This is a genomic window from Pseudomonas sp. 1, assembly GCF_056626735.1.
In genome coordinates, this window is the sequence record NZ_JBWXMQ010000002.1 from 138,234 (window position 1) to 152,185 (window position 13,952).

At 60.2% G+C, this 13,952-nt stretch carries 14 protein-coding genes; 11 read left to right on the forward strand and 3 right to left on the reverse strand.

The features are described 5' to 3' along the window. Nucleotides 1–89: 89 nt before the first annotated feature. The 6 genes from AC1MDC_RS03700 (at nucleotide 90) to AC1MDC_RS03725 (ending at nucleotide 6,844) form a co-directional block, all read left to right on the forward strand. On the forward strand, nucleotides 90–1,391 hold the full coding sequence (locus tag AC1MDC_RS03700; protein ID WP_085697146.1) for an ABC transporter substrate-binding protein: 1,302 nt from the start codon (nucleotides 90–92) through the stop codon (nucleotides 1,389–1,391). Between the two features lie 93 nt (nucleotides 1,392–1,484). Then, on the forward strand, nucleotides 1,485–2,393 hold the full coding sequence (locus AC1MDC_RS03705; RefSeq protein WP_085697145.1) for a carbohydrate ABC transporter permease: 909 nt from the start codon (nucleotides 1,485–1,487) through the stop codon (nucleotides 2,391–2,393). Next, a complete protein-coding gene (locus AC1MDC_RS03710) occupies nucleotides 2,386–3,231 on the forward strand; it encodes a carbohydrate ABC transporter permease (RefSeq protein WP_007951164.1) in 846 nt (281 codons plus the stop codon). Before AC1MDC_RS03705 ends, AC1MDC_RS03710 begins: the two co-directional genes overlap by 8 nt. 2 nt (nucleotides 3,232–3,233) lie before the next feature. Further along, nucleotides 3,234–4,394 carry an ABC transporter ATP-binding protein gene (locus AC1MDC_RS03715; protein ID WP_227233300.1) on the forward strand — a complete coding sequence of 387 codons (1,161 nt, stop codon included), beginning with the start codon at nucleotides 3,234–3,236 and terminating at the stop codon, nucleotides 4,392–4,394. 132 nt (nucleotides 4,395–4,526) lie between these two features. Continuing rightward, nucleotides 4,527–5,873, forward strand: coding sequence for a carbohydrate porin (locus AC1MDC_RS03720; protein WP_085697143.1), 1,347 nt, complete (start codon nucleotides 4,527–4,529; stop codon nucleotides 5,871–5,873). Nucleotides 5,874–5,989: 116 nt separating this feature from the next. Then, nucleotides 5,990–6,844, forward strand: a complete 855-nt coding sequence (locus AC1MDC_RS03725) for a D-hexose-6-phosphate mutarotase (protein WP_085697142.1) — start codon at nucleotides 5,990–5,992, stop codon at nucleotides 6,842–6,844. Nucleotides 6,845–6,980: 136 nt separating this feature from the next. Here AC1MDC_RS03725 and AC1MDC_RS03730 read toward each other — a convergent pair whose 3' ends face one another. Continuing rightward, nucleotides 6,981–7,841: a MurR/RpiR family transcriptional regulator gene (locus tag AC1MDC_RS03730; protein ID WP_169842436.1), complete on the reverse strand. Its 861-nt coding sequence runs from the start codon at nucleotides 7,839–7,841 to the stop codon at nucleotides 6,981–6,983. Between the two features lie 226 nt (nucleotides 7,842–8,067). Here AC1MDC_RS03730 and zwf point away from each other — a divergent pair, with 226 nt between their 5' ends. The 4 genes from zwf to AC1MDC_RS03750 all read left to right on the forward strand — a co-directional run bounded on the left by zwf (nucleotide 8,068) and on the right by AC1MDC_RS03750 (nucleotide 11,821). Beyond that, nucleotides 8,068–9,534, forward strand: coding sequence for a glucose-6-phosphate dehydrogenase (gene zwf / locus AC1MDC_RS03735; protein ID WP_085697141.1), 1,467 nt, complete (start codon nucleotides 8,068–8,070; stop codon nucleotides 9,532–9,534). Then, the gene (gene pgl, locus AC1MDC_RS03740; RefSeq protein ID WP_480392531.1) at nucleotides 9,521–10,234 is read left to right on the forward strand and encodes a 6-phosphogluconolactonase; all 714 of its coding nucleotides are present in this window, start codon (nucleotides 9,521–9,523) and stop codon (nucleotides 10,232–10,234) included. Before zwf ends, pgl begins: the two co-directional genes overlap by 14 nt. Nucleotides 10,235–10,251: 17 nt before the next feature. Next, complete coding sequence (locus tag AC1MDC_RS03745; protein WP_011335602.1) at nucleotides 10,252–10,917, forward strand: bifunctional 4-hydroxy-2-oxoglutarate aldolase/2-dehydro-3-deoxy-phosphogluconate aldolase; 666 nt, start codon at nucleotides 10,252–10,254, stop codon at nucleotides 10,915–10,917. Nucleotides 10,918–11,104: 187 nt separating this feature from the next. Next, complete coding sequence (locus AC1MDC_RS03750; RefSeq protein WP_480392532.1) at nucleotides 11,105–11,821, forward strand: intradiol ring-cleavage dioxygenase; 717 nt, start codon at nucleotides 11,105–11,107, stop codon at nucleotides 11,819–11,821. Here the strand turns inward: AC1MDC_RS03750 and AC1MDC_RS03755 are convergent. Beyond that, nucleotides 11,818–12,999, reverse strand: coding sequence for an aminotransferase class V-fold PLP-dependent enzyme (locus AC1MDC_RS03755; protein WP_085701633.1), 1,182 nt, complete (start codon nucleotides 12,997–12,999; stop codon nucleotides 11,818–11,820). The two genes, AC1MDC_RS03750 and AC1MDC_RS03755, sit on opposite strands and share 4 nt — an antisense overlap. Nucleotides 13,000–13,029: 30 nt before the next feature. Further along, nucleotides 13,030–13,266, reverse strand: a complete 237-nt coding sequence (locus AC1MDC_RS03760) for a DUF3820 family protein (protein WP_003213031.1) — start codon at nucleotides 13,264–13,266, stop codon at nucleotides 13,030–13,032. A gap of 205 nt (nucleotides 13,267–13,471) precedes the next feature. Here AC1MDC_RS03760 and AC1MDC_RS03765 point away from each other — a divergent pair, with 205 nt between their 5' ends. Beyond that, the gene (locus AC1MDC_RS03765) at nucleotides 13,472–13,948 is read left to right on the forward strand and encodes a ferritin-like domain-containing protein (RefSeq protein ID WP_227233295.1); all 477 of its coding nucleotides are present in this window, start codon (nucleotides 13,472–13,474) and stop codon (nucleotides 13,946–13,948) included. Nucleotides 13,949–13,952 lie beyond the last annotated feature (4 nt).

Below are 13,952 nucleotides of genomic sequence, written 5' to 3' on the forward strand. Positions count from 1 at the left end.
TTACCTGCGAGGGGAAACGCTCTGTTTAAACTCGTGTGCAGCGCAAGCACCAGACTTGCATGCATAACAACAAGAAAGGTACATCTCAGATGAATGCGATTTCTCGCCTCGCTACTGTCATTTCTGTCGCCTCCCTGTTCCCGCTCGCTGTGCTGCCCCTGAGTGTTTCCGCTGCCGAATCCAAAGGTTCGGTGGAAGTCGTGCATTGGTGGACGTCCGGTGGCGAAAAAGCCGCCGTCGATGTGCTCAAGGCTCAAGTCGAGAAAGACGGCTTCACCTGGAAAGACGGCGCTGTCGCCGGCGGTGGCGGTGCGACTGCCATGACCGTGCTGAAAAGCCGCGCGGTAGCCGGCAACCCGCCGGGCGTTGCCCAGATCAAAGGCCCGGACATCCAGGAATGGGCGTCGACCGGTCTGCTCGACACTGACGTGCTGAAGGACGTTTCCAAGTCCGAGAAGTGGGACAGCCTGCTCGACAAGAAAGTCTCCGACACCGTGAAGTACGAAGGTGATTACGTGGCCGTGCCGGTGAACATTCACCGGGTGAACTGGCTGTGGATCAACCCGGAAGTCTTCAAGAAAGCCGGTATCGAAAAAGCCCCGACCACCCTCGAAGAGTTCTACGCCGCCGGCGACAAGCTGAAAGCGGCGGGCTTCATCCCGCTGGCTCACGGTGGTCAGCCATGGCAGGACAGCACCGTGTTCGAAGCGGTCGTGCTGTCGGTGATGGGCGTTGATGGTTACAAGAAAGCCCTGGTCGACCTGGACAACGCTGCCCTGACCGGCCCGGAAATGGTCAAGGCCCTGACCGAGCTGAAGAAAGTCGCGACCTACATGGACGTCGACGGCAAAGGTCAGGACTGGAACCTGGAAGCGGCCAAGGTCATCAACGGCAAGGCCGGCATGCAGATCATGGGTGACTGGGCCAAGTCCGAATGGACCGCCGCCAAGAAAGTCGCCGGCAAGGACTACGAGTGCGTAGCTTTCCCGGGCACCGACAAGGCGTTCACCTACAACATCGACTCGCTGGCCGTGTTCAAGCAGAAGGACGCGGGCACCGCGGCCGGTCAGCAGGACATCGCCAAAGTCGTGCTGGGTGAAAACTTCCAGAAAGTCTTCAGCATCAACAAGGGCTCGATCCCGGTGCGTAACGACATGCTCGCCGACATGGGCAAGTACGGTTTCGACTCGTGCGCCCAGACCGCTGCCAAGGATTTCCTGGCAGATTCCAAGAATGGCGGCCTGCAGCCGAGCATGGCGCACAACATGGCGACCACGCTGGCGGTGCAGGGTGCGTTCTTTGATGTCGTGACCAACTACATCAACGACCCGAAAGCCGACCCGGCCGACGCTGCCAAAAAACTCGGCACCGCCATCAAGGCTGCCAAGTAACGTCAGCGTAGAGCAGCTGCAAGCTTGAGGTCGCGCATCGGCCTCAAGCCTGCAGCTTGCAGCGGTCCTTCATTTTCTTTACTGGATCTTCCCATGAGTTCTGTTGCTGTGTTCAGCAAGGCCTCGCCGTTCGACGCATTGCAGCGCTGGCTACCGAAACTGGTGCTGGCGCCGAGCATGTTCATCGTTCTGGTGGGCTTCTATGGCTATATCCTCTGGACGTTTGTCCTGTCGTTCACCACGTCGACCTTCCTGCCGAACTACAAGTGGGCAGGCCTGGCGCAATACGCGCGGCTGTTCGACAACGACCGCTGGTGGGTAGCGAGCAAGAACCTGGCCGTGTTCGGCGGCATGTTCATCGGCATCACCCTGGTGATCGGCGTGACACTGGCGATTTTTCTCGACCAGAAAATCCGCCGCGAAGGCTTTATCCGCACCATTTACCTGTACCCGATGGCGCTCTCGATGATCGTCACCGGTACTGCGTGGAAATGGCTGCTCAACCCGGGCATGGGCCTGGACAAATTGCTGCGGGACTGGGGCTGGGAAGGCTTCCGTCTCGACTGGCTGATCGACCCGGATCGCGTGGTGTATTGCCTGGTGATTGCGGCGGTCTGGCAAGCTTCGGGCTTCATCATGGCGATGTTCCTCGCCGGTCTGCGTGGCGTTGATCAGTCGATCATTCGTGCCGCCCAGATCGACGGCGCGAGCATGCCGCGCATCTACTGGAAAGTGGTGCTGCCAAGCCTGCGTCCGGTGTTCTTCAGTGCAGTGATGATCCTGGCGCACATCGCGATCAAGAGCTTCGACCTGGTGGCGGCCATGACGGCCGGCGGCCCGGGTTATTCCTCCGATCTGCCGGCGATGTTCATGTACTCGTTCACCTTCAGCCGTGGACAGATGGGCATGGGCTCGGCCAGTGCAATCCTGATGCTCGGCGCGATCCTCGCGATCATCGTGCCTTACCTGTACTCCGAGCTGAGGACCAAGCGTCATGACTAGTCTCGCCTCCAAACCGGCCATCAGCCTGAGTCGCATCGCGATCTACGCGGTGCTGATCCTCGCGGTCCTGCTGTATCTGGTACCGCTGGTGGTCATGCTGCTGACCAGCTTCAAGACCCCGGAAGACATCTCCACCGGCAACCTGCTGAGCTGGCCGACCGTGGTCAGCGGCATCGGCTGGGTGAAAGCCTGGGCCACCGTTGACGGCTACTTCTGGAACTCGATCAAGATCACCGTTCCGGCCGTGATCATCTCCACCGCCATCGGTGCATTGAACGGTTATGTACTGTCGTTCTGGCGCTTCCGAGGTTCGCAGCTGTTCTTCGGTCTGCTGTTGTTCGGCTGCTTCCTGCCGTTCCAGACCGTGCTGCTGCCGGCGTCGTTCACCCTCGGCAAGATGGGCCTGGCAAGCACTACCACGGGCCTTGTGTTCATCCATGTGGTCTACGGCCTGGCGTTCACCACGCTGTTTTTCCGTAACTACTACGTGAGCATTCCGGATGCGCTGATCAAGGCGGCGCGTCTCGATGGCGCGGGGTTCTTCACGATCTTCCGCCAGATCATCCTGCCGATGTCCACCCCGATCATCATGGTCTGTCTGATCTGGCAGTTCACCCAGATCTGGAACGACTTCCTGTTCGGCGTGGTGTTCTCCAGCGGTGATTCGCAACCGATCACGGTGGCGCTGAACAACCTGGTCAACACCAGCACCGGGGCCAAGGAATACAACGTGGATATGGCGGCGGCGATGATCGCCGGGCTGCCGACCCTGCTGGTCTATGTGGTCGCAGGCAAGTATTTCGTGCGCGGGCTGACGGCCGGCGCAGTCAAGGGGTAATCATGGCTACGCTTGAACTTCGCAATGTAAACAAGACCTACGGTACCGGCCTGCCGGACACACTGAAGAACATCGAACTGTCGATCAAGGACGGTGAATTCCTGATCCTCGTCGGGCCTTCGGGCTGCGGCAAGTCGACCCTGATGAACTGCATCGCCGGCCTGGAAACCATCACCGGCGGCGCGATCATGATCGGTGACCAGGACGTCAGCGGCATGAGCCCGAAAGATCGCGACATCGCGATGGTGTTCCAGTCCTACGCGCTGTACCCGACCATGAGCGTGCGCGAGAACATCGAATTCGGTCTGAAGATTCGCAAGATGCCTCAATCGGCCATCGACGAAGAAGTCGCCCGCGTGGCCAAGCTGTTGCAGATCGAGCACCTGCTCAATCGCAAGCCGGGCCAGCTCTCGGGCGGTCAGCAACAGCGCGTGGCGATGGGCCGCGCCCTGGCGCGTCGCCCGAAGATTTATCTGTTCGACGAGCCGCTGTCCAACCTCGACGCCAAGCTGCGCGTCGAGATGCGCACCGAAATGAAACTGATGCATCAGCGTCTGAAAACCACCACGGTCTACGTGACCCACGACCAGATCGAAGCAATGACCCTGGGCGACAAAGTGGCGGTGATGAAGGACGGGATCATCCAGCAGTTCGGTACGCCGAAGGAGATCTACAACGACCCGGCCAACCTGTTCGTTGCGAGCTTCATCGGTTCGCCGCCGATGAACTTCATCCCGCTGCGCCTGCAACGCAAGGACGGCCGTCTGGTGGCGCTGCTCGACAGCGGCCAGGCCCGTTGCGAGTTGCCGATGGCGATGCAGGACGCCGGTCTCGAAGATCGCGAAGTGATCCTCGGCCTGCGTCCGGAGCAGATCGCTCTGGCGAACGGCGAGGGCAATGGCCTGCCGAGCATCAAGGCTGAAGTGCAGGTCACCGAGCCGACCGGTCCGGACACCCTGGTGTTCGTCAACCTCAACGACACCAAGGTCTGCTGCCGTCTGGCGCCGGACGTGGCGCCGCAGGTGGGCGAAACCCTGACGTTGCAATTCGATCCGTCGAAAGTGCTGCTGTTCGACGCCAAGTCCGGTGAGCGCCTTGGGGTTGCGGGCCTGCCGAAAACCGAGTCGCACAGCGCAAACGTGGCCCAGTTCAAGGGGCGCTGATCAACAAATGCGGGAGCGGGCTCGCCCGTTTCCGCAGGGAGCACGCGGTGCGTGGCCTGTCGCGCGCCGCATCAGATGTAAACCGCGTTAGATAAGAAGAACAGTTAATAACAATAAAACGAGGATGTAGGGATGAAGAAGAACAACAACGCTCAGCGTATCGGCCAGTTGTCGGCGATTGCGGCAATGATGCTGGCCGGTAGCGTCCACGCGGCTGACGCGTTCAGCTCCGATTCGGAGTGGATGACCGGGGACTGGGGTGGCGAACGTACCAAGCTGATCGAGCAGGGTATCGACATCAAGATGGACTACGTCGGTGAGGTGGGCGGCAACCTGCACGGCGGCTACAACAACGACAAGACGGCGCGTTACTCCGACCAGTTCGGTCTGGGCGTGGCGCTGGACCTGCAAAAACTGTGGGGCTGGGACAACACCCAGGCCAAGATCCAGCTGACCAACCGTAATGGCGAAAACATTTCCAACGACCGTGTTGGCGATCCGCGTGCCGGCACACTCAGCTCCTCGCAGGAAGTCTACGGTCGTGGCCACATGGTGCGTCTGACCCAGTTGTGGATCAAACACCAGTTCTTCGACAACAAACTCGACGTCAAGGCCGGTTACTTCGGCGAAGGCGAAGACTTCAACACCTTCCCGTGCGACTTCCAGAACCTGGCGTTCTGCGGTTCGCAAGTGGGCAACTGGGCGACCAACATCTGGTACAACTGGCCGGTCAGCCAGGCGGCCATTCGCGTCAAGTACAACATCAACGACGAGCTGTATGCGCAGATCGGTGCGTACAACCAGAACCCGTCGCAACTGGAACACGGCAACGGCTTCAAGCTGAGCGGCAGCGGTACCAAAGGCACCGTGTTGCCAGTGGAACTGGTCTGGTCGCCTAACCCGAGCGGCCTGCCGGGCGAATACCGTGTCGGTTACTACAAGAGCACGGCCGATGCCGACGACGTTCGCGAAGACGTCAACGGTTTCGACGCGGCGACCACCGGTGATGCCTACCGCACCCACAGCAGCAAGCACGGTTACTGGTTCGTTGCGCAACAGCAACTCACCAGCCACAACGGTGACAAGAGCCGTGGCCTGAGCATCGCTGCCAACGCCACGTTCCACGACAAGGACACCAACTTCATCGACAACTACCAGTCCGTGATGTTTGTGTACAAAGGTCCGTTCGACGCGCGTCCGAAAGATGACTTCGGTATCGGTGCGGCACGAATTCATGTCAACGATGACGTGAAGAAGAACGCTGAACTGCTGAACGTCTCCAACGGTGTTTCGGACTACGACAATCCGGTGTTCTCGCCGATTCGTGAAACCGAATACAACTACGAGATCAACTACGGCTTCCACGTCACCAACTGGCTGACCGTACGCCCGAACCTGCAATACATCACTCATCCGGGCGGTGTGGATGAAGTGGATAACGCTTTGGTCGCTGGCCTGAAAATTCAGTCTACGTTCTGACGCGTCTGCGATAAGCTCCTCTCTATGTGCGCATATTTGCGGACGGCCAAGGCTGTCCGCTTTTTTTTGGAAAGGGGTGTCGCAGCCCATGAAAGTTGAATCTGGAACCGTGGCCCATGCATGAGCATCCGCTGCAACGCTTCTTCAAATCCCTGCGCGAACGACCGGTGTTCGCCTGGGAGCGCTATCAGATGCGCGATGTGCTGGTGATCGATCATCCACTGTGTCAGGCGGTGTTCAGTCGTCAGGGCGCGCAATTGCTGCATTTTCAGCCGCGAGGTCAGAAACCGTGGTTGTGGTGCGCGGCGAAGTGGCCGCATGTCGGCGCGATTCGCGGCGGCGTGCCGGTGTGCTGGCCGTGGTATGGCCGTCACCCGAGCGAAAACGCGTGGCCGTCCCATGGCTGGGCGCGACTGCTGGACTGGAAACTGCTCGACAGCAGCAGCGCCGATGACGGCGTGCGCCTGCACTGGCAATTGCAACTGTGCGACTGGCAGGTGGACCTGCACGCGCACCTGGGCGAACGCATGGAATTGCGCCTGAGCACCGAGCATCAGGACGACATGCCGTGCCAGTTGAGCCAGGCTTTGCACGCTTACTGGCGTATTGGCGATGTGAGTGAGATAGCGCTGTCTGGGCTCGAAGGCGCGCAGGGTTATGATCAGTTGAACCGTGAGGTCTGCCAGCAGGAGGGCGAGTTACGGGTCGATGGTGGCTGTCAGCGAGTGTTCCAGCACGACGGCGAATTGCAGCTCAAGGATCACGCCTGGCAACGCGAATTGTGCATCGATACCGGTGACAGCGCGGACACCGTGGTGTGGCATCCGGGAGCACGGCCGTTGCTGGGCGTGAGCTGGGACGAGATCTCGGAATTTGTCTGTGTTGAAGCGGCGGCGGGGGGCACCGACAGCCTGCATCTGGCGCCGGGGGAGAAGGCGCATTTGAGTTTGCAGGCTTGGGCTGGCGCCTAGCGATGATCGTTCCGACGCAGAGCGCTGATCGTTCCCACGCTCCGCGTGGGAATGCAGCCCGTGACGCTCCGCGTTACTGGACGCAGAGCGTCCCTTGAGGCATTCCCACGCAGAGCGTGGGGGCGATCAGCGCGAACTAGTTGAACTCATCGCCAACCGGATACCGGCTCGCGTTCAGGCTCTCTTTGATCTTGCGCAGATGCGGCTGGAAATCCACCCCGCGACGCAACGTCATTCCCGTCGCCAGCACATCCAGCACCGTCAACTGAATGATCCGCGAAGTCATCGGCATATAGATGTCGGTGTCTTCCGGCAACGGAATGTTCAGGCTCAGCGTACTGGCCTTGGCCAGCGGCGAGTTTTCTGCCGTCAGACCCAGCACCGACGCGCCGTTCTCCCGGGCGATGCGCGCCACTTCCACCAGCTCGCGGGTGCGCCCGGTGTAGGAGATGATCACGAACAGCTCGCCGGTGTGCGCCACCGAAGCAATCATGCGTTGCATCAGCACATCGGCGTGGGCGGTCACCGCCAGGTTGAAGCGGAAGAACTTGTGCTGCGCATCCAAAGCCACCGGAGCCGAAGCTCCGAGGCCGAAGAAGTGGATCTGCCGGGCCTGGATCAACAGGTCGACGGCGCGGCTGATCAGGTTCGGGTCCAATGCCTGGCAGGCGCTGTCCAGCGAGGCGATGGCGCTGCCGAAAATCTTCTGCGTGTAGGCCTCGGGATTGTCGTCGGCTTCTACTGCGCGGCTGACATAGGCCGCGCCGCTGGCCAGGCTCTGGGCCAGTTGCAACTTGAGTTCGGGGTAGCCGCTGACGCCGAACGAACGGCAGAAACGGTTGACCGTCGGTTCACTGACCGACGCTGCCTGGGCGAGGGCGGCGATGCTGAAGCGGGTGGCCTGCTGTGGGTTGAGCAGGATCACTTCGGCGACTTTGCGTTCGGCCTTGTTCAGCTCTTCAAGGCGACTCTGGATCTGTTCCAGTAAATTTCGCACGCGGTCCATAAGAATTCCTAGATTCACCGGCGCCGATAAGCGCGCGGCTATGCAAATTGGGCCTTTGATGTGGCCCGTGACGGTGGCCTATCCTACTGATGGCTCCGACCGACCACCACTCGGAATCTGTATTTTGCGAAAATGTTGTGGTTATTACTACATTTTCCCTTGAGTGATGCCTTGAAAAAAGGTATTTGTAGCTTAACTTGATAAAAGAACAAACATCATGCCTTCGATTACGGTTGAACCGTGCACCTTCGCCTTGTTCGGCGCCTTGGGCGATCTGGCCCTGCGCAAGCTGTTTCCTGCCCTTTATCACCTTGACGGCGCCGGCCTGCTGCACGAGGACACGCGCATTATCGCACTGGCCCGTGAGGCGGGTACCGAGCAGCAGCACCTGGCGTTCATCGCCGCCGAGCTGCGCCGTTATGTGGGCAAAGAGCTGGACGAGGCCGTGGCCGAGCGCTTTCTGGCGCGCCTGACCTACCTGCACGTCGACTTCCTCAAGGCTGAAGATTACGTGGCGCTGGCAGAATTGGCCGGCAACACACAACGCATGATTGCCTACTTCGCCACTCCGGCGGCGGTGTATGGCGCGATCTGCGAGAACCTCGCGAATGTCGGTCTGGCAGAAAACACCCGCGTGGTACTGGAAAAACCGATCGGTTCGGACCTGGAATCCTCGCGCAAGGTCAACGACGCCGTGGCGCAATTCTTCCCGGAGAACCGCACCTACCGCATCGACCACTACCTGGGCAAAGAGACCGTCCAGAACCTGATCGCCCTGCGTTTCGCCAACAGCCTGTTCGAAACTCAGTGGAACCAGAACTACATCTCCCACGTGGAAATCACCGTGGCCGAGAAGGTCGGTATCGAAGGCCGCTGGGGCTACTTCGACAAGGCCGGTCAGCTGCGGGACATGATTCAGAACCACCTGCTGCAACTGCTCTGCCTGATCGCCATGGATCCGCCGGCCGACCTGTCCGCCGACAGCATCCGCGACGAAAAGGTCAAGGTGCTCAAGGCCCTGGCGCCGATCAGTCCGGAAGGCCTGACCACCCAAGTGGTGCGCGGCCAGTACATCGCCGGGCACAGCGAGGGCAAGTCCGTGCCGGGCTACCTCGAAGAACCGAATTCCAACGCCCAGAGCGACACTGAAACCTTCGTTGCCCTGCGTGCCGACATCCGCAACTGGCGCTGGGCCGGCGTGCCGTTCTACCTGCGTACCGGCAAGCGCATGCCGCAGAAACTGTCGCAGATCGTCATCCACTTCAAGGAACCGTCGCACTACATCTTCGCCCCCGAGCAGCGCCTGCAGATCAGCAACAAACTGATCATCCGCCTGCAGCCGGACGAAGGCATTTCCTTGCGCGTGATGACCAAGGAACAAGGCCTGGACAAGGGCATGCAACTGCGCAGCGGCCCGCTGCAACTGAATTTTTCCGACACCTGGCGCAGCGCTCGAATCCCCGATGCCTACGAGCGGTTGTTGCTGGAAGTGATGAACGGCAATCAGAACCTGTTTGTCCGTAAAGATGAAATTGAAGCCGCGTGGAAATGGTGTGACCAGCTGATCGCCGGGTGGAAAAAATCCGGTGACGCGCCCAAGCCGTATGCGGCCGGGTCATGGGGGCCGATGAGCTCCATTGCATTGATCACGCGGGACGGGAGGTCGTGGTATGGCGATATCTGATGTGAAACTGCCCGAGGGCGTGAATGCCCGTGAATTCAAGAGCCCGGTGTTGCTCGCCGAAGGTTTGGCGCTGAACGTCGCCAAACAGTTGAGCGAAGCACTGGCAGCGCGCGGCAACGCTGTGCTGGTGGTGTCCGGCGGTCGTAGCCCGGTGGCGTTTTTCCAGCACCTGGCCAAGCAGGAACTGGACTGGTCGAAGGTCGTCGTGACCCTCGCTGACGAACGCTGGGTACCGGTCGAACATGCCGACAGCAACGCCGGTCTGCTCAAGCAGTATCTGCTCAAGGGCCCGGCGGCAAAGGCGCAGTTCCTCAGCCTTTACAGCGCGGCGGCCAACGTCGATCAGGCTGCGGAGCAGGCCGATCGTTTGCTCGCCGAGTTGCCGCCCATCGACGTGCTGGTGCTGGGCATGGGCGATGACGGTCACACCGCGTCGCTGTTCCCGGACAGCCCGAACCTGGCTGAAGCCCTGCAAGCTGACGGCACTCGCCGCTGCTGGCCGATGCTCGCGCCAAGCGTGCCGCGTCAGCGCCTGACCATGAGCCGCGCACTGCTGGCCTCCGCGAAGCACAAGATTCTGTCGATTTCCGGTCAGTCGAAACTGACCACCCTGAATGCCGCAGTGGCATCCAACGACGTCGCCGCCATGCCGGTTCGCGCGTTTCTGCAACCTACGTTAGAGATTTACTGGTGCCCATGAGCCAAGGAACAGCCGCTATGACAACCCCATCCCCGACCGTTTCCATGGCGGACAAAGTTGCCCTGATCGACAGCCTCTGCGCCAAGGCGCGGATTCTGCCGGTGATCACCATCGCCCGTGAACAGGACGTGCTGCCGCTGGCCGACGCCCTGGCTGCCGGTGGTCTGACCGCGCTGGAAGTGACCCTGCGTTCGCAGTTCGGCCTCAAGGCGATCCAGATCCTGCGCGAGCAGCGCCCGGAACTGGTGACCGGTGCCGGCACCGTGCTCGACCGTAACATGCTGGCTGCGGCCGAAGCCGCCGGTTCGCAATTCATCGTCACCCCGGGGATCACTCGTGATCTGCTGGAAGCCAGCGTCGAAAGCCCGATCCCGCTGCTGCCGGGCATCAGCAATGCCTCCGGCATCATGGAAGGCTATGGCCTGGGTTATCGCCGCTTCAAGCTGTTCCCGGCTGAAGTCAGCGGCGGCGTGGCGGCGATCAAGGCCCTTGGCGGCCCGTTCGGCGAAGTGAAATTCTGCCCGACCGGCGGCGTCGGCCCTGCCAACATCAAGAGCTACATGGCGCTGAAAAACGTCATGTGCGTGGGCGGTAGCTGGATGCTTGATCCTGAGTGGATCAAGAACGGCGACTGGGCCCGCATTCAGGAATGCACTGCCGAGGCGTTGGCGCTGCTGGACTGATTGGTTCAACCCTACACTTCGTTGTGTGTTCTACGGCTTTACGGTGCGCTTGGTCGGTGCACCGTTTTTTTTTGCCCGCGAAAAACTTCGTTATCTGGAGATACGTTATCTGGAGATACATAGTTACCGCACCTGGCTTCGCGTGTGGCGTTAACCTGCGTTCATCTTATGGAAGAGAGAGCGCGTCATGGATAACCAGCCTTCAGCACCCCCGGTATATCAACTGGCCCCCGAGCAAGTCGCCGGGCCGTATTTTCGCAATCCCAAACTGTTGCGCCGCAACATCAGCGAAGGTGCCGAAGGCCTGCCGCTGCTGCTGCGCCTGACCATCGTCGACGCCATGACTGCCGAGCCGGTCAGCGGTGCGCTGGTGGATATCTGGCATTGCAACGCACGCGGCGCCTATTCCGGCTGGAGTCGGGTGAACCCGGATCTGGAAGTCGACGTCGAGGACATCGGCTCGATTCCGCGAACCGACGACGACACTTATCTGCGCGGTGGCCAGTTCAGCGACCACAAGGGCAGGGTGCGCTTCACCACGATCTATCCGGGGTTCTACGCCGGCCGTGCCCTGCATATTCATGTGGCGGTGCGCATCGTCGCCGGCACCGAATACCTGGAGGAGCGCAATGTGGCCTGGGTCGGGCAGTTGTATTTTCCGGAGGTGGTTTCCCGTGGCGTGCTCAATGCCAAGGCCTATCGCGGGCGCAGCTCGCTGCCGGTGTGCAACGCAGACGATCCCTACTTCGCCAACATGGGCGGTGAAGAGTCGACCCTGACGGTGTGGCCGATCGGTCGCGAGTCACACGAGGACGGTTACTTCGGCCACCTCACGATCGGCATCGACACCTTTGCGGTGTCGTCGCAGATCAAGCCCGAGGATTTCGACAAGTACACGGTTTAACGCAGCTCATTCAGCGCCAGAATCAGCGACTGAATCTCCGCCGCCGTCGTGGTCAGCGACGGCGTGATACGGATGCACGGTCCGCAGGCTGCGCCGTTGCGCACGACAGTGAACAGGTTGTAGTCGTTGAGCAGGCGTTCGACCATCGCCTGCTGGTCGGTATGGCGAGTAAAACGCATCGAGGTGATGCCGCAATACAGGCGCGGATCGTCCGGGGTCGTGACTTCGATGCCTGGCAGGTTGCGCACGGCGCTGACCCACAGGTTGCGCAGGTAATTCATCCGTGCACCTTTGGCCGCCGCGCCACCCAGTGAGCGGTGCTCCTCGAACACCAGAGGCAGGGTCATCAGTGCCGGAATGTTCGGCGTGCTGTGGGGCGTGCGTGAGCGGATATCGCCAGCCGGAAAATGCATCTCGCCCATGTCCGGGTCGATGTCGGCTAGGCGCTGCGGTGCGATGTAGATAAAACCGAGGGTCAGCGGCGAGCCGATCCACTTGTGCAGGTTGTACCCGGCAAAGGCGATGCCCAGCGCTTCAAGATTGAACTCGATCTGGCCAAGGGCATGGGCGCCATCGAGGATGATATCGACGCCGTACTCCCTGGCCAGCGAGGCAATGGCCTGCACCGGCATCACTAGCCCGGTACGGTGGGTGACGTGGGTCAGGGCCATCAGCTTGAGCTTTGGATGGCGGATAAAGGCTTCGCGGTACGTGGCCAGCAGGCTGTCGAAGGTGGCGGGGTGGGCGTGCTCGATTTCGATCACCTCGACTCCGCGATACTGCGCCAGCCAGCGCATGGCGCCCTTGACAGTGTCGTACTCCAGATCGCAGATCAACACCTGGTCGCCTGGCTGCAGGCGATTGTAGTTGCGGATCAGCGATTGCAGGCCGGCAGTGGCGTTGTGGGTGAACGCCACGCTTTGCGCGCGCACGCCGATCAACTCGGCCAGTTGCGCGCGGATGTCGAAACTGTCGTGCTGTTCGAAACGCTGGCGCACGTAGATCGAGTTGCTGTTGTTGATCAGCTCGATGTTGCGCTGGTACTCCTCGACCACGGTGCGCGACATGCGCCCGAAATAGCCGTTCTCCAGATTCACGGGGCCAGGGTGGCGGTCGTAACGGTCGGCGAAGGTTTGCCAGAAAGCTTCGTCTCGGGCGCGGCGGGTGTTATCGGGCATGGTCGACTCGACTCGGATCAGGGTGACGCCTCAGTGGCGCGGGGCGGGTTTGCCGTGTTTGGCGCGCAGCGGTTCGAGCAGTTCCGACAGGCCGTTGTGGTCGATTTCCTGCATCAACGCCAACAGCCCGCCCAGTTCGCCATGGGGAAATCCTTCCCGGGCAAACCAGTTCAGGTAAGGGCCCGGCAGGTCGGCAATGATCCGGCCCTTGTACTTGCCGAAGGGCATTTCGCGGGTGATCAGCAGTTCGAGCTTTTCAGGGTTCATCGTTGGAGTCGTCTGGCTTTGAAAACACTTTGGAAAATACAGGCATTCTGCATGCAGGCCAAATGACAGATCATGCAAATAACAGGCATACAGATTTTTGCTTTATCTATAACTTATTGAAAAATAACGATTAAATTCTTTAATAGAATCTGGCACGGCTGCTGCAACACTCCTTGCATCTTTAACCCACGCAAGGAATTGAAAAATGACTGACATGAATAAAGAAGCCATCTCCGTCCTCAACGACCTGATCGAAACCAGCAAGGACGGTCAGGAAGGGTTCAAGACCTGCGCTGAAGACATCAAGCATCCAGAGCTGAAAACGCTGTTCGTGAAACGCTCCGCCGATTGCGCAACGGCTGCGGCCGAGCTGCAAGCTGCGGTGCGTTCGATGGGTGGCGATCCGGAAACCTCGACCAGCGTGAGCGGTGACTTGCACCGTCGTTGGGTCGACGTCAAAGCGATGTTCACCGGCAAGGATGAAGAAGCGGTGCTCAACGAAGCCGAGCGCGGTGAAGACCACGCCCTGAAGGCTTATCGTGAAGCGATCGATAAGCTTACCAAGATTAAAGATCACGGCCTGACAAAAATTTTTGACCTGGTCGAAAAGCAGTACCACGGTGTGCAACGCAATCACGATCAGGTGAAAGTGTTGCGTGACCAGGCCCGCGCACGCTCGTAAGCGT